This is a genomic window from Brumimicrobium sp., assembly GCA_023957385.1.
In the GTDB taxonomy this organism is placed as follows: Bacteria; Bacteroidota; Bacteroidia; order Flavobacteriales_D; family Crocinitomicaceae; genus Brumimicrobium.
Map to the genome: position 1 here is coordinate 666,602 of JAMLGZ010000002.1, position 17,126 is coordinate 683,727.

Here is a 17,126-nt window from a genome sequence, read left to right on the forward strand (position 1 = left end):
TCTGTAAATATAAAAAACTTATTCTTCAATTTTCCATGCAACAGAACTTACACGTTTAGTTACATGACCATCTATATTCTCCTCTCGAATTAAATTTTGTGCTAATTCATTTGTAAAAACTGATTGTAAATCTTTGATTTCACCACACGGAACATAATGAGTATGCATAAATTGAAAGAGGTCTTTACTAGTATATTTTTTAATTTCATTTTGTAATATTATGTATAAAGATTCTCTGTTTTTGACTCTGTCTTGTACATTTTTAAAACGCTCATCATTTACTAATTCATCTTTTTTAAGGTAATCACATAGCAGATGGAAATGTTTATTGGTTCCAATGGCAAAGGTGATAGTTTTCTTATCCGCTGTTTTAAATAGTTCTCCATACGGTGCAATATTAGGATGCAGTGAACCTATGTGTTGTGGAACAAAGTCAGTCATTAAATAATTTGATGCTTGATTGATGAGCGAACTAACGGCTGCTTCATAAAGTGATACAGTTACTGTTTTTCCTACATAATTTGCGACCTTTTCACGTTGCCATAACTCAATCAAAATAGCTTCTTTTAAGTGATGAGCTGTTAGTACATCAATGAGTGCTACCGGCATTTTAATAGGCCCACTATCCGGAGTTCCGTTCATAGACATAAATCCAGTTTCTGCTTGTAGAATTAGATCATAAGCAACACGATCATTATCAACTCCAAAACCAGTTATTTTTCCTATTATAAGTTTGGAGTTTTTTGTACGTAGTATCTTATCAGTTATGCCTAATTTTTCTTGATCTCCCTTTTTAAAATTCATTAAAAGAATATCCGTATGAGGAATTAATTCAAACAAACTCTGAAGATCAACCGGATTAGTTAAGTCAAGCAAGCGATATTCTTTTTTATAATTGATACTAGCAAAGTAGGCAGATACAGGGCTATTTTTGTTCTCTGTAGGTAATTTCCAAGAGCGTGTAATGTCAGGTTGATTAGGATTCTCGATTTTTAAAACATGAGCCCCTAATTCGGCAAGAAAGGTTCCCACGGAAGGTCCAGCAAGTACCGTTGTTAAATCGATGACATTGAGTTCTTTAAAAATTTCTATGTGAGAGGTCATATTTTTATTCTATTTATCTTTGAAGATATCCATTTACCAAACATCTAAATTATTAATTTTACCTGAGAATTGAAGAATTAAAAATGTCAAAATTAAGTTATATACATAATCTAACAGGAATAGTTGAAGTTAGTGTTGATGCGGTTGTGAAATTATTAGCAGAAGGAGCTACTATTCCGTTTATTGCTAGATATAGAAAAGAAAGGACGAGAGGTTTAGATGAGGTGGAAATCGCTAGGGTTAGAGATGCATCTGAAAGATATGAGCAGATTATTGCACGTCATGATACCATTATTAAGGCTATTGAAGAACAGAACAAGTTAACGGCAGAATTGAAAAAGCAGATAGTAACATGTTTTGATTTGGATGTATTAGAAGATTTGTATTTACCTTATAAGAAAAAGCGTAAAACTCGTGCTGATATGGCGCGAGAATTAGGACTTGAAGGTCTAGCTCGCCAAATTATGTTACAGGGCAGAACTTCACCTGAGGAGCTAGCAGAGAAATTTCTAAGCGATAAGGTGGATGATATTGATGCAGCATTAGCTGGAGCACGTGATATTATTGCGGAATGGGTAAATGAAAATAGTATTATTCGCAATCGTCTTCGTAATTCTTATAGAAATTATAGTCAGATTGTATCCAAGGTGATTAAGGCAAAAGCGGTAGAGGCAGAAAATTATCGAGATTATTTCGATTATTCTTCCAATCTGAAAGATTGTCCTTCCTATCGTTTTTTAGCTATGCATCGAGCTGCTAATGAAGGACTTTTAACCGTAAAGATTCAAGTGAACACGGATAATATATTAGATTTTCTTCATAGATTTTATGTTAAAGGTTTATCTCCATGTAATGAACAAATAGAAGAGGCTTATACAGATGCGTATAAACGTTTATTGCATCCTGCTTTAGAAAATGAGGTGTTGCGTGAAATGAAACAAGAAGCTGATGTGGATGCGATAAAAGTATTTTCTAAAAATTTGCGTCAACTTCTACTATCGCCTCCTTTAGGAAAGAAAAGAATATTAGCTATAGACCCTGGATACCGCACAGGTTGTAAAGTAGTGTGTCTAAATGAAAATGGAGATTTATTAGAAAATACAACAATTTTTCCTCATCCTCCACAAAATGAATCTTCTCAAGCGATGAATAAGTTGGCACAGTTGGTTGAGATTTATAAGATTGAAGCTATTGCCATCGGAGATGGTACTGCGAGTAGAGAAACAACCTCTTTAGTAAAACGAATTCACTTCAAAACAGATATTACTGTGTTTGTTGTTTCTGAGGATGGTGCTTCTGTATATAGTGCAAGTGACATTGCTCGTAAAGAATTTCCAACTTATGATGTTACAGTGAGAGGTTCAGTTTCAATTGGTAGAAGGTTAGTTGACCCATTATCAGAGTTAGTAAAAATAGACCCAAAGTCTATTGGGGTAGGACAATATCAGCATGAAGTAGATCAGAAACTCTTAAAAGAAAGCTTAGATGATGTAGTTGTCTCCTGTGTAAATGAAGTGGGAGTAGATTTGAATACAGCTTCACCTTATTTGTTGAGCTATGTTTCAGGTTTAGGCCCTCAATTAGCCGAGAATATTATTGAATATCGTAGAAAAAATGGTGGGTTTACTTCACGAGATGAGTTGAAGAAAGTACCTCGTTTAGGTGATAAGGCTTTTGAACAATGTGCAGGATTCTTACGTATCCGAGATGGCAAAAACCCTCTAGATAACTCGGCCGTCCATCCTGAATCGTATGCTTCAATTCAAAAGATGGCAAAGCAATTAAATATTTCATTAGGTGATCTAATTGGAAATGAGGCTGTATTAAATGAACTTAAGCCACAACAATTTGCTTATATTGATGCATATACTTTTAAGGATATTATTAAGGAGTTAAAGAAACCAGGGAGGGACCCTAGAAGTAAGATTCAGGTTCTTGAATTTGATAGTTCTATTCGAACAATTGATGATTTAAAGATAGGAATGGAATTGAATGGTATCGTAACAAATATCACTAATTTTGGTGCTTTTGTTAATATTGGTATAAAAGAGAATGGGTTAATACATAAATCTAATTTAGCGGCAGGAGTGTTCGTTGAGAATCCAACTGATTATATTAAATTGCATGAACATGTTAGAGTTGCTGTTTCTGAAATAGATGTAGCTCGCAAAAGAATAGGGTTACGGAGATTAAAGCAGAAACCTGTTTAAAACATGAATATTAGGAATAAAAAAGCTCTCATGCGTCCATGAGAGCTTTTTGATATATCTCTAATTAGTTTTTATCTTCCTAATAATTCAACAAAACCATGTACTTCTACTTCTTTTCCGTTTTTACCTTTTCCGTATAACATCGCTTTGTAGAAGTAAGTTCCTTCTGAGCAAGCAGTACCAGTGTTATTTACTTTTCCATTCCATTTGAAGTTAACATCATCGCTTTCAAAGACTACATTCCCCCATCTATTAAGAATAACTACCTCAACTCGCTCTACATTTTCAAGATTTAATGTAAAATAATCATTATTTCCATCTCCATTCGGAGTAAATACGTTTGGAGTGTCATAAATAAGTGGAAGGAATACGATTACTTCCTGAGAAGCTGTGTTAGAGCAAGCTCCATCACTAACTACTAATGTAACTGTATAAGTGCCTTCATCAATATAAGTTGAGTATTGACTACTTAAATCATTTACGTTATTGGTTTGTCCATTTCCAAAATCCCAATTATATGTATAGCCTGTACCGTAATCAGATGTGTTGGTGAAAGTTGTGTTCAATGGAGAACCACCCATATTTGGATCTGCAGTAAAGGATGCATTTGGTGGTGGAGTTTGGTCTAAGAAGATACTATCATTAACCTCACATACATTATCTTTAATAGTAAAATAATACCATCCTGAAGGGATATTTTGATATACAGAAGCGCTAATCGAGTTAGCTAAGCTATCATTTCCTGGTCCGGTCCATGTATATTTAGGAGTTCCCGTAAATCCAGAGCCTATTCCGCTCACTGCGCCATCGCTTTTGCCACAAGTGGCAATATATGTAAGCATTGTATCAATAGCAAGTGTTTGATTCATGACAACTGTTGATGTATCTGTATATTGGAATCCACAAGCATCAGTAGAGGTTACAATAAAATCGTATGTACCATTTTGAAGGATGGAAACATAACCTGTATCTCCTACACTTCCATTATCCCAAGTATAGGTGTAAGGTTCAAATCCTCCCGTTGTATATGCCCACAGTGGAACACTATCGTTGGCACAGAGTATTAAAGTGTCTAAAGAATGGACGGTTGAATAGGGTTCGTCAATAATCCATATTGTTCCTTCCGCATATATTGTATCGCCGCAGGCATTGAGAGTGTATGTTGAGATAATTATGCTTTCAGCACCCTCAGTTAAACCATCTTGTGTAGGAGCTATTACGAGTGTAACTGTATCTTGACCAGGTAAGAAAATAATACTATCACCAGGTGCTAGTGGAGGATAATCTACACCTTGCGTAGAAGTTCCACCAGTAGTGAAATGTACTACTAAACTATCACCTGTTTGATTAGAAGGTCTTGTGAAATAAATAGTACCTTGAGAACATCCTTCAACTAACATTGTGTCTGCAATATTTCCAGCAGATGTTGCAACGTCAGCTTCAATAGAAATCTCTACACCTGCAGAAGAGAATGAACCAGCTTCTAGAAATACACCTGAGTCTAAAGCTATATCTGTATTGTTACAAATAGCCATCTTAATATGGTATGTTTGACCACATACTAAATTTGAATTAGCGGATAATTTAACAGTTGCACCATTAAACCCGTCTGTTCCAGAAGATGTAAAGAGAGAATTGTATGATGTTGTAAAATAAATGGCATCAGCTACAAAATTAGGGTTTGCTGCTAAACAAGAAGCTGGTGAATTAAATCCGGAAGGAACTCCAGAGTTCACTGAATTAATACCAACTGGAGTATTGGAATTAGGTATAGTCGCCAAATTCACAGCACCATTTTGGAAAGGACCACTGATACCAGGGCCTGAAAGGAAAAAACCAAATGCATCATTAAAGCTGGAACATGTGTAGCCAGAATATTCTGAAGAAGCGAAGATGTAGCTAAAAGATAAGGTGTCTCCATCAGGAATGAAATCAAATTCTATGATAGTACCATTAGTTGGACTTCCAGCAATTGCTGTTAGATCTGGGTCACTAATGCTAGGTGCTGTTTGAGTTCTTAAGAATACCCCAGAGTTTAATGGAAATACTGATCCAGTGTAAGAGAATTCTTTAACTGACTGTTGAACGACATTTGCGTTTGCTGTTGATCCATTATATTTAATGTTAGAAACAGTAACACCTTGTCCTAATAATACATTTTGAACAGCCTGTGCAGGCGTCATTGTGGGATTAATTAATTGGATATTTTGTCCAAAAGAATTAGAGTTTATGAAATTAAGGATCAATAATCCAACTAACAGTTTAAGCCAATTTTTCATTTTTGTTATTTATTAATATAGAATGAGGACGAAATTTTGATTTAAAAAGTTGCGTCAGAAGCAAATTTATTAAAATATCTTATTAAGGCAAGAATTTATAATGCAGATTAATAATTTTAATTTGAATCCCATGGCAAGCATATATATTTATTATATAAATTTGCCGCTATGAATACAAAGAGTGATGATTTTCTAAAAGAAGTGATAGCACATGCCAAAGAATATGGTTATGTATTTCCTTCGTCTGATATTTATGATGGACTATCTGCTATCTATGATTATGGCCCACTGGGGGTTGAATTAAAAAACAATATCAAAAAATATTGGTGGGCAGCGATGGTGCAGATGCATGAAGAAATTGTTGGTATTGATGCGGCTATTTTTATGCATCCAAGAACATGGGATGCTTCCGGACATACGCAAGCTTTCAATGACCCAATGATTGATAACAAGGATTCTAAGAAACGCTATCGTGCCGATGTTTTAGTGGAAGATTATATTGAAAAATATCGTGAAAAAATAGCTAAAGAAGTAGAAAAAGGAAAAGCTAGATTTGGAGAAAACTTTGATGAAACTCAATTTCTGGCTACGAATCCTAATGTTTTACGCAATCAAGAAAAAATCGATGAATTAGAGAGTCGCCTAGAAAAAATATTTGCAGATGACGATTTAACCGCCCTTAAAAACTTAATAGATGAATTAGGAATTGTTTGTCCAATATCAGGTTCTAAAAATTGGACAGAAGTTAGACAGTTTAACTTAATGTTTTCGACTGAATTGGGTTCTGTTGCTGGAGACGCTTCTAAGATATTTTTGAGACCTGAAACAGCACAAGGTATTTTTGTGAATTTTTTAAATGTGCAGAAATCCTCTCGGATGAAAATACCATTTGGTATTGCTCAGATTGGTAAAGCCTTTAGAAATGAGATAGTAGCACGTCAGTTTATCTTCAGAATGCGTGAGTTTGAACAGATGGAAATGCAATACTTTGTTCGCCCTGGCGAGGAAATAAAATGGTATGAGGAGTGGAAGGAGAAACGATTTAAATGGCACAAAGCGCTTGGTTTAGGTGAAGAACATTATAGATTTCATGATCATATCAAATTAGCACACTATGCAAATGCTGCTACAGATATTGAATTTGAATTCCCAATGGGATTCAAAGAATTAGAGGGAATTCACTCAAGAACTGATTTTGATTTGAAGAGACATGAGGAATATTCCGGAAAGAAATTACAATTCTTTGACCCAGAATTGAATAAAAGCTATGTTCCTTATGTTGTAGAAACATCAGTTGGATTAGACCGTTTGTTTCTAGCAGTTATAAGCTCTTCTTTAAAAACAGAAACTTTGGAAGATGGTTCTGAAAGAACAGTGTTATCATTACCTCCTGCTATTGCTCCATATAAAGTTGCGATAATGCCTTTAACTAAAAAAGATGGTCTTCCTGAAAAGGCACGAGAAATAATAGATGAACTTAAATTTGACTTTACATGTCAATACGATGAAAAAGATTCCATTGGAAAACGTTATCGTCGTCAAGATGCTATTGGTACACCATTCCATGTAACAGTAGATCATCAGACATTGGAAGATAATACGGTTACTATTCGCGATAGGGATGCAATGACTCAAGAACGTGTTGCAATCAGTGATTTACACAATATCATTGATGCGAAAGTTAATTTGAAAACCTTATTAATCAAAGGATAGGTTCTTTCTGATTTTAAAATGTAAGCATTAAACCATTTGGTTTAATGCTTTTTTTATTTCTTAACATACATCAATGCACAAGGCTTTTTGTCTCTCTATATTTGCACTATAGTTATGAATTAATATATAAAAACATAAAAATATGAGTACAAAAACATGGAATGCGGACACATCGCACACGACAATTGGATTTAATGTAAAACACATGATGTTTTCTAAGGTAAATGGAAAATTTGATGCCTATGTAGCAACTATTGATATGGCAAACGGAGATTTTGAAACGGCACAATTGAATTTTGAAGCTAAGTCTGATTCAATCAATACAAATAATGCTGATAGAGATGGACATTTAAAGAGTCAAGATTTCTTCAATGCAGAGAAAAATCCAACGGTGAATTTTAAATCAACTAAAATTACGGCTAAAGGAGGTAATGATTTCATAGTAGAAGGTGATTTAACAATGAATGGTATTACAAATCCTGTTTCATTAAATGCAGAATACAGCGGAGTAATGAAAGATCCATGGGGAAATGATAGAATTGCATTGGTTATGACAGGGAAGGTAGATCGTCACGATTGGGATATGAAATGGAACTCTGCATTAGAGGCGGGAGGAGTTTTGGTATCTAAGGATGTGAATTTTGATATAGAAACACAATTTATTTAATAGGTTAGTAGTTATATACAAAAAGAAGAAGGCTATCGATTGGGATAGCCTTCTTTGTTTAGTTACTCTTTAGGATAGAAATAGCTTTATCTCCAAAAACATTATTTGTTCCGTATGGTGAACCTTGACCATCCCATTTTTCCCATTTCTTTAATTCAATATACTGGGGATTTCTGGCAATTTGTTCAGCCTCTAATCTGATAGCTTCTGCTTTGTATTTGGCAGAAACAATTAGGGCGGAGTCACCTCTTGCTTTTGCGATTTTAGCATTAGCGAGGTATTCCTCTTCTTTTTGTTTTTCTTTAGCAGTTAGGTTTCTTTGTTTTTGTGTTTCTTTTTCTTCAATTTGGAGTGCGATATTATCAGGAAGATTTACATCAGAAATTTCAACATAATTTAAGCGTAAGAAGTTATTCTCAAAATCTTTATTTAAGATAGCTTCAATTTCACTCTCTAAGATTTCTCTCTTAGAAGAATAAACTTGCTCATAAGTATATCGTCCAATAACATCTTTTATGGCTCCTCTGGATTTGTCATCAATAAATGTTTTGTAATTTTCACGGTGTCTTAGATGTATTCGAGCTACCTCTGTTGGTATTATATTATAGTTTACTGAAACAAGAACGTTTACATCAGTACCATTGATATCCATTACCTCTTGATTGTATTGGTTTGTTTTATTAACCACTTCATACGTAATCATATCATTCCATGGAAGAATGAAGTAAGTTCCTTCTCCATAAATCTCATCTGTATTAATACTTGCTCCGCTAAAGGGACGGAAAACAAATCCACGTTCTCCAGGTTTAATAGTTACCCATGAATTGAGTATGATAATTAATACAATTAATCCAATTGCTCCTATAGCAACGTATCTTATAATCTTGTGCGTTTCCATAATTCTATTTTTAAAGTATTATTTATTACCGTACCAGTCCTTTTTTCTCTTTTTAAGAATCATATTAATAGTAAGATAAGTAATAGAAGCTAATGCTATTAGTACTAACACTTTAATAAATGGTGGAGATTTAAATAAATATTTAAATGAGAGATAATATGATCCTCCAATTATGATGGCTCCTAAAATTATTCGAAAAATTAATTTGCTTTTATCATTCATATATATGTACTTTATCTGGTAAAGGTATAATTTGATTCAAAAATACATTTAATTATGGATATAATTTACTTTTTAAGAATGTAAGGTGATTTTTATATTGAGAAACTATTTACCAAGTATCTTTTTTATAAATGACTTCACATATTCCTTCCAACTAAAATTGTACAAGTATTCTTTTCGTTGAATACAATGTTTAACCTCTGTATAGGCATCTTGCGCTAAAACTGTATCTATGAATATGCCTCGATAGGTATAACGAGTCATCCTTTTATTTTGTATAAGTCGTTCATTTAATAGATCAAAATTATTTAGAACTCCCCATTTTTTAGTGTGAAATAGAACGTGTTGAATACTTGAATCTTGCCCTTCCACAACATTTATTTTTAGATTTCTATATTTTCGATAAGGTACTTTTAATTGTTCTTCGACAAAGTGAATGAAGGTAAAACTATTGATAATATGAACATCTATAAAGATAAAAATACAATTCTTCTGATGTAAGTACCCATAAATAGAATTCTCTCCAAATGTACTATTGTCATGTAAAGCCATAATTTCATCTCTATCTCTTCCCCAAATAAGTACGGAGTGTAGTGGGTCTTTAGTTCGAGTAAAATCTTTATTTTTAATTACTCTATTAGAGATTGCTCCTGTGGAAGGTTTAGATTTTGTATAATCGAAGGTGTCACCATCCTTTAAATAATCTGTATATGCTGGGATAACGATAGTACCATCTTTAACAGTGAGTTGTAAATTTTTGATAAATAAATTAATATCAATATTTCTTTTCTCTTGTTTTGCTTGGTAGGCAATCTCTTTTAAATCAGAACTAATAAAAACAACACTGTCAGATAATAAGCCTAAATGGAAGGGAAGTTCCTCAAAGGTAATATGTTCATCTATTGTTAGCATGATTTATGATTCTTTAAACATTGAAAAAGAAATAAAATTGCACCAGGATTTATTTCTTTGAATGAGTTTGTCTAATTGGTGGAGAGAATAATGTGTCGCCGCTTTAGGATGTCCTAATAATACGGTGTGTTTATCATTTTGTTTTTGGTTACGTTTTAGTATTTCCTCCGCTTTTGAAATAAAATATCCATCAACAGATGCCGACATGAAGTGTGTTTGTGTAAGCATCTTCTTACGAGTTATACTTGAAGGCATAGGTTTTCCATCTCCAATTGGTTTGTGAGATTTTGGTAGGGTATTTCCTAGAATAAATAATCTCCAAAAGAATAGTGGGGAATAGTGATAAGAAGAAATTGGAACTTCGATGAAACTACCTTTTTCTTCAGCTTTACATACGTCATTTTCAAATTTCCAGAAATCTTTTGATGGAGCAGTGGTGTAATCATAATAATATGGTGAAATAATATTTTTTCCTCCACTAAAAACAGATGAATCTAATTTGATACCCAATTCTAAAAAGGCAGGTTTGATTTGATCAAAGGGCTGTATGCACCACCCTCCGGCACGAAATGCAGTGGGGCTTTCATTGGTGATGTTTTTCAATTCTTCTGTATATCTTCTAAAGATATCTATGATTTCTTCTTGATTGAAATCGGATAATTTGTAATAATCATAATTAAACTCCCAACGTTCGCCATTATAAATAGTTTTTTCCCAATGTGGATGTATATGTAATTGGCAATCGTGTCCTTGATTTTTTATCTTTTTAATTTGTTCTGTAACTAATTGATATTGTCTTTCTAATTCTTGAAATTGGTCTTTGTACTCCCTTAGTTTAATAATGAATCCACAGTCAATAAAAAAGGTAAATTTTGCCTGATGTTTTTCAGCAATTGCTAGAATTTGTTCAGTAGGGTATAGTAAGGATTTTTCAATGGTTCCGTGATTGTGGCCAAAGAAAATTTCATAATCGTATGTTATATATGTATTCATCTACCTTTTATCTTTTGATACATCCCATAAAATATTTTAAACCACCAAGGTGAATTATCCCAAGAATAATGGAAATAATAAACATCTTCTGCTCCAAATCTTGTATTGAAATAACGTACTCCCTCTGCATTAGATCCACCAAAATCAATCAGGCAATTATGCTCAAAACCATGTGATATAAGATGGTTCATGAGCGCATACATGGATCCATTTTTTTGTGATTCTTCTGTTGCTGTTCCTTTAATGTAGAGAAGTTGATTTTTGTATTGCGTTCCAATTAATCCTCCAATTAATTCTCCCTTTTCATACAATCCTACTTTATAAAGTAGTCCTAATTTCTCTGCTTCATTAAATAAGGTGTATAATGTTTGAGATTCTTTTGGATTAAAAACATTTAATTTCTTAGAAAGCTCAGTTATAATAACCCTCAATAGCTTATCAAGCTTAACGTCTTTGTCATTTATTTCTAATTGGGATTGCTCAAATTTTTTGAGCATCCTTTTCGCTTGTGTTTTGAGATTGTATTGTTCTTTTGTGAGAATTTGTGTGAGTAATTGTTCTTTTTTAATCCGGAGTGGAACCGTGTTGTTGACGATTAGTTCTCCCTTTTTAAATCGTTCAAGCAAGGAATTTTCAAAATCTATCCAATCTATATCTCCTTTATTTCCAAGAGGTTCATGAAACTTTTGAAACAATGGATAATAAAGCCGCCTAATCCCTCCTTTAGTTGTTACTCCGACAGGTATCCCGTATGAATAATCTTCTGCGAGATAAGCATCCCAGTCTTGTGCAGTGGCATCCCAATAGAAAGAAAGAGAACTAACGAGTGCACAGGGTGTATTTTCTACCATAGCATCCCATTTTTTTCGGTCAATATTTTTTTGATTTATCCAAATAGCCTTCACGAAACGAAGATAAAGAAATCTTTTTATTTGTATTGTTTTCTGCTTCTAGAATGCAAAATATACAAAGTGTTTGGACGTATCTGCCATCAGTTGATAAATAAGAATTACGAATACGCAACTGATGATGGCTTGTACTATAAAATGTTGTTTTGAGAAAACGCGTATGGTTTTATCCTCCACTGAATCAGGTAGCCAATGTAAAAATAGCCCGAAACCTGTGAGCAGTAATGGAATGGTGAAACTCGTACACATTAACCAGAACGCATCCCAACTGAAGTTAAATTGATTAATAATATGCATAAAATATGCATTGGGTTCATTTTCTCCTTCTACACGGAACCAAATTCGTGTGGTGGTAAAGAAAAAGAAAGTGGATAATATCTTCCATATTCTTACTATTACATGATTAGAATTCTCATAAGGTGAGATTTTTTTCCAATGATTATAGAATACAAGTCCAATTCCATTTAATGCTCCCCAAATTACAAAATTTTGATTGGGATTATGCCACAAACCACCTATGACCATTGTAATCAATAAGTTCATATCACGATATATCGTGTTTTTATAATTAGGAAAGGCTAGTTGAATAATAAAATATAAGCTCAAAAGAGCAGAGTAAACAAAAAAAAGTGCATACCATCGGGTAATAAAAAATAAGAAAATAAATATAATGGTAAAAGTGAATACAGTAGCAAAACCTCCAGATCTATTTCCACCTAATGGAATATATAAATAATCTTTCCACCATGAACCTAACGAGACATGCCATCTCCGCCAGAATTCTGCGTTATTGAGTGATTTGTACGGCCTGTTAAAATTCATTTTTAAATCAAACCCCATTAATTTTGCGATACCCGTTGCCATATCAGTATATCCTGCAAAATCTCCATATATCTGTACGGAATATCCTATCATGGCAAAATATCCGACAAATCCAGGGTAGGCATCTGGAGAATCAATAATCTTATCGATAAAATGAACCGCCACATAGTCTGCTAGAATCAATTTCTTGAACATCCCTTTAAGAATCTGAAAAATAGCCCAGCCAAAACCATCTTTATCAAGATAATAAGGTCTGTCTATTTGTGGGATAAAATCTTTTGCACGAACAATTGGTCCTAAAATGAGATGGGGAAAGAAGGAAATAAAAAAGGAATAGGTAAATAAGTTTTTAACCGGAGGTACTGTTTTTCGATATACATCTATCAGATATGCTGTTGAACTAAAAGTAAAAAAAGACACACCTGCTGGCAACAAAATACGTTCAAATATGCTATGACTTCCTGTTGTGCTAAATCCATTTTGGAAATATGCGAACAAATTAAACACTTCATATTTAGTATGAAATAATTCGTTAAATGAATTTGTAAAGAAATAGGCATATTTAAAATAAGAAAGAACTAATATATTTAAGACTACTCCAATAGTTAGAAATATTTTTTTTACCTTGACTCTTTCTGCGTTTGCAATATATAATCCTATCTTATAATTCGATAGTAAAGTAAAAATCAGGATGAATACAGATAATCCAGATGATTTGTAATAAAAGAATAAACTTATCAGAATGAGATAAATACTCCTTACCACCTTGTTTTTATGCAAAATGGAAAAAAATATCATGACCACTAGAAAGAATAGCCAGAAGTCTAACTTTGAAAAAGTTAAGTCTATTCGTGCAAATGAAAATACATCTAGTAGTCGTTGCATTCTTAGTTTTGTTTTAATATTGAATTATCCTGATATTCTTCCATTTGGTGTATCCATTTTAAGAAAGATTCTATCAGCATATTTCCTTTTAAATGATACCCTTCACTCGTAAAATGAATATAATCAGATTTCATTAGACCATTTAGTCTCCATGTTTTAGAAGCACCAAGTTCACCCATAATTCCATATAAATCCCACACAGGAATTTGATATTCCTTTGCCAATTCAATAATTACAGTTCGTTCCCTAGCTACATTTTTATTTGGATATTTTCTATAATAATAAGCATCATTGGGAACTGTCAAAAGAATAGCGCAATTTGGATTGGCAGCGAGCACCTTTTGCATCATTTTTTTTAGGTTTGATTTGTAAGTCTCAGGTTTAAATTGATCGTAGGTTACGTTGGCATCATTGGTTCCTACAGAGAAAACAAATAAATCAGGGGGGCTTTGTTTGAGTTGTTCATCTAAATAAACATTGTCCAAATAATTGTATAAACCAGCTCCATTTACTCCAATTGTATTATATGAAATACCAGGTCTATTGTTAAGTAATTGAAATCCATATAGGTAAAGAGGGTTTGGAATTAGTTCACAAACAAAAGTTGTATCTTCAGCAGTTCGGATAGTATCTGTTTTATAGGATGTTGAATCGATGATTCGAGAAAATTCTAAATGGAAGGTGTTAGTTTCTCCTGATAAGTATAAATCTGTTGTTCCCAAAGACTCGTCTCTGATTTGATTGAGTATGGATATTCCTTCACTCTCTAGTTTTATATTATATGGTAGCACTCCTTTATTGTGATAAATCCGAACATGTTGAATAGGAGGTTGGCTCTCTGTTTTACGATATCTAAAGTCCATTTTTATAAGCGTGTCGTTACTGTGAATTGCCATCCCCATAAGACCGTATTTAGTGGTGTCTTTTCGGATAACACTTCGATGCCCTTCCCAGTTATTGTCAGAGGTGAATGTATAGCTAGATGGATTGTTTGTCTTAGCTAAATTATATGGGAATACCCAATTTCTTTCGCCTGGTAATTTTGCCCAATATGTTTGTAGATAATTCCGAACATCATTTGTGTATATATCTGCTTGAACATGTGAGCCTCCAATATGGTAAAAATTGAGTTTTCGGTCATTATTTTTAACCATTTGGCGTAATTCGAAGAAGAGTCGTTCAAAACTGGGGCTATTTGGTGTGTAGAACTGAAAATGATTATTCCCAAATTGAATAAAATTGAGCTTACTGTATTTGGAAGAATCTAATATGCCAAAAAAAGTATCATTTATGTATTTGTCTAAAGCTTGGTAATTCTGAATATGGTAATAGGTGATAGAATCTGTCTTATCTACCCGAATTGTATCTTGACTCCAAGTGGAAGTGGTATGAATCAGTATGCATAATATGTATAGTATAAAGTATTTCATTGGCTTATTTGTCATTCATTATTTTAGTATAGGCAGCCATAAAGGCATCGTAAAACTTTTGCGCTGCGATTTTAGCTCCTTTTACAGAGAAGTGGATATAATCATTTGCAGCTAAGTCATTTTCTACCCAAGCAACCATAGCATCCTTTCCTCCCATAGCTTCATATAAATCAAAATACGCGCCACCTACCTCTTTAGTCCTTTTTTTCATACATTCAATGTAATAAGGAAGTATAGGATAAGTAGTGTATTCACCTTCGACGAGAGTTGACATATCGCTAGGGCCAATTACAATAATAGCGGCATTGGGTCTTAAACGTTTAATAACTTGCAATTGACCTTTAAAGAAACTGGCCATGTTGGCGGCATCTGTAGAGTCTTTAATGTATGGAACTGAATTCCCGCCAAATTGCATAATAAACAAATCTACATTCTGCTCATCATATATTCGTTTGGCTAATCCTTGATTAATTTTTCCAAAGAAAGTACCGCTAGAACCCCGCATCGCAATATTATCCACTAGGATTCCATTTCCTCCCTCTAGGGAATATCCTAAGAAAGTTGGGCTAGTAACTGCTTCAAATTCAAAGCGAACATTTTCAGGTGTTGTAGCTAAGTTTAAGGTATAAATATGGTATTTGCCATCGCTAATGAGTGAATCATTTCGTATATTTTCTCCATTTACAAATACCTTAACTAGGCACTTTGTATAGGCATCTGTATAGTGCATGTAAATATTTGTAAATACCTTAGATCTTCCAAAAGCTACTTTTCCAGGAATGATTTCGACCCATGCTTTTGATGGAGGTAATGATTTTATAGAATCATTTTTAACAACAGATTTAATGGTATCTTCTGGAGTGAATCTTCCGACTGTATTTAAAATTCCATAGTTGCTCGATTGTTTTAGAGCTCCTCCTCCATAGTTTGTATAGCGAATAAAATTAGGAGAATAAGTTTGCGTAAAACTCATAGAATTGATAGTGTTGACTGCAGGAATAAACCCAGGACCATAACCTCCAAATTGTTCTTGTAAGCGTTGCCGAAGAAATGAAGTAAATCTGTCTCCTTCAATTTGTGAATCTCCGTAATGGAGAATCCTTACTTTTTTGCTATTAGCTAAATGAAGTTGTGTAAAAAAGGTTTTAAAAGTTTCTTTAGCCGTATTGTTGTATTCCAAATGTTGAGAAACATTTATATTAAAGTTGAGAACTTTAATAGTTGTATCGATGGAATCAGTATTGTCTATGATGGTAGTATCAATATCTACTACAATATCTTTCAGATCAACTTTTTTCCTAGTATCTATCTTATGTAATTTGTTTTGAGAGATAAAGCGAAAATCATATCCTGCTATTTTCAGTTTTCCAGAAGGCACGAGCAGAGAGATTCCTCCTAAGATACTCAGACAGATTGTGATAAATAAGATAATATGAAAGGGACTATAGTTTTTACGCACGAAAACAAAAATACCTATTTAGATAGTATCTAAGTTTAGATATATGAAAAATGTTATTGACAGAGTAATTCACAGGTTAGAAAGATGATAAACGGTCTAGTAGATAAGTTAATGAAAAAAATTACTTTTGTATTATGGAATATCAAAAGGATATAGATAGAGCTAAATCTAATAAAAATGCATATAAAAAATTGGGTAACCAATTAAAACGTATGAAGGAAAAGGACTTGGATAATCTTTTCCATGAACAGCATGAATCGGTATTTCAAGAAATAGATTGCTTAGCATGCGCAAATTGTTGTAAAACAACTAGCCCTATCTTTCGAGACATAGATATTCAACGTTTATCTAAGAGATTACATACAAAACCTGCAGCCTTTATTGAGAAATACTTGAGAATTGATGAGGATAATGATTATGTACTTCAATCATCTCCATGTCCCTTTCTACAAGCAGATAATAAGTGCAGTGTTTATGAAGATAGACCATTGGCTTGTAGGGAATATCCACATACAAATCGTAAAAAGATGTATCAGATTATGGATTTAACTGTACGAAATACCCGTGTCTGTCCTGCAGTTAGTCGCATCTTTGAGAATATTTCAAAAACTACTAAGAAATAGT

At 33.4% G+C, this 17,126-nt stretch carries 13 protein-coding genes; 4 read left to right on the forward strand and 9 right to left on the reverse strand.

Annotated features, from left to right (window positions below; genetic code table 11):
- Positions 1-18: 18 nt before the first annotated feature.
- Positions 19-1,104, reverse strand: a complete 1,086-nt coding sequence (locus tag M9897_14000) for a CoA transferase (protein MCO5269996.1) — start codon at positions 1,102-1,104, stop codon at positions 19-21.
- Positions 1,105-1,187: 83 nt separating this feature from the next.
- Between M9897_14000 and M9897_14005 the strand changes: the two genes are divergently transcribed.
- Positions 1,188-3,314 (forward strand): RNA-binding transcriptional accessory protein, encoded by a 2,127-nt coding sequence (locus tag M9897_14005; protein ID MCO5269997.1) that lies wholly within the window; start codon positions 1,188-1,190, stop codon positions 3,312-3,314.
- 71 nt (positions 3,315-3,385) lie between these two features.
- Here M9897_14005 and M9897_14010 read toward each other — a convergent pair whose 3' ends face one another.
- Positions 3,386-5,593: a choice-of-anchor L domain-containing protein gene (locus M9897_14010; GenBank protein ID MCO5269998.1), complete on the reverse strand. Its 2,208-nt coding sequence runs from the start codon at positions 5,591-5,593 to the stop codon at positions 3,386-3,388.
- 168 nt (positions 5,594-5,761) lie between these two features.
- On the opposite strand from M9897_14010, the gene M9897_14015 reads away from it, so the two are divergent.
- Complete coding sequence (locus tag M9897_14015) at positions 5,762-7,306, forward strand: glycine--tRNA ligase (protein ID MCO5269999.1); 1,545 nt, start codon at positions 5,762-5,764, stop codon at positions 7,304-7,306.
- Between the two features lie 142 nt (positions 7,307-7,448).
- Positions 7,449-7,973, forward strand: coding sequence for a YceI family protein (locus M9897_14020; GenBank protein ID MCO5270000.1), 525 nt, complete (start codon positions 7,449-7,451; stop codon positions 7,971-7,973).
- Positions 7,974-8,031: 58 nt separating this feature from the next.
- Here M9897_14020 and M9897_14025 read toward each other — a convergent pair whose 3' ends face one another.
- The 7 genes from M9897_14025 to M9897_14055 all read right to left on the reverse strand — a co-directional run bounded on the left by M9897_14025 (position 8,032) and on the right by M9897_14055 (position 16,502).
- A complete protein-coding gene (locus M9897_14025; protein ID MCO5270001.1) occupies positions 8,032-8,871 on the reverse strand; it encodes a prohibitin family protein in 840 nt (279 codons plus the stop codon).
- A 327-nt stretch (positions 8,872-9,198) separates the two neighbouring features.
- Positions 9,199-10,005 carry an AAC(3) family N-acetyltransferase gene (locus tag M9897_14030; protein ID MCO5270002.1) on the reverse strand — a complete coding sequence of 269 codons (807 nt, stop codon included), beginning with the start codon at positions 10,003-10,005 and terminating at the stop codon, positions 9,199-9,201.
- A 3-nt stretch (positions 10,006-10,008) separates the two neighbouring features.
- Complete coding sequence (locus tag M9897_14035) at positions 10,009-10,998, reverse strand: polysaccharide deacetylase family protein (protein ID MCO5270003.1); 990 nt, start codon at positions 10,996-10,998, stop codon at positions 10,009-10,011.
- A complete protein-coding gene (locus tag M9897_14040) occupies positions 10,995-11,849 on the reverse strand; it encodes a GNAT family N-acetyltransferase (protein ID MCO5270004.1) in 855 nt (284 codons plus the stop codon). Before M9897_14040 ends, M9897_14035 begins: the two co-directional genes overlap by 4 nt.
- Before the next feature lie 99 nt (positions 11,850-11,948).
- On the reverse strand, positions 11,949-13,613 hold the full coding sequence (locus M9897_14045) for an MBOAT family protein (protein MCO5270005.1): 1,665 nt from the start codon (positions 13,611-13,613) through the stop codon (positions 11,949-11,951).
- 2 nt (positions 13,614-13,615) lie between these two features.
- A complete protein-coding gene (locus M9897_14050; GenBank protein ID MCO5270006.1) occupies positions 13,616-15,058 on the reverse strand; it encodes a GDSL-type esterase/lipase family protein in 1,443 nt (480 codons plus the stop codon).
- Complete coding sequence (locus tag M9897_14055) at positions 15,048-16,502, reverse strand: hypothetical protein (protein MCO5270007.1); 1,455 nt, start codon at positions 16,500-16,502, stop codon at positions 15,048-15,050. The genes M9897_14050 and M9897_14055 overlap by 11 nt, the downstream gene beginning before the upstream one ends.
- Before the next feature lie 134 nt (positions 16,503-16,636).
- On the opposite strand from M9897_14055, the gene M9897_14060 reads away from it, so the two are divergent.
- The gene (locus tag M9897_14060; protein MCO5270008.1) at positions 16,637-17,125 is read left to right on the forward strand and encodes a YkgJ family cysteine cluster protein; all 489 of its coding nucleotides are present in this window, start codon (positions 16,637-16,639) and stop codon (positions 17,123-17,125) included.
- Position 17,126: the final 1 nt, after the last annotated feature.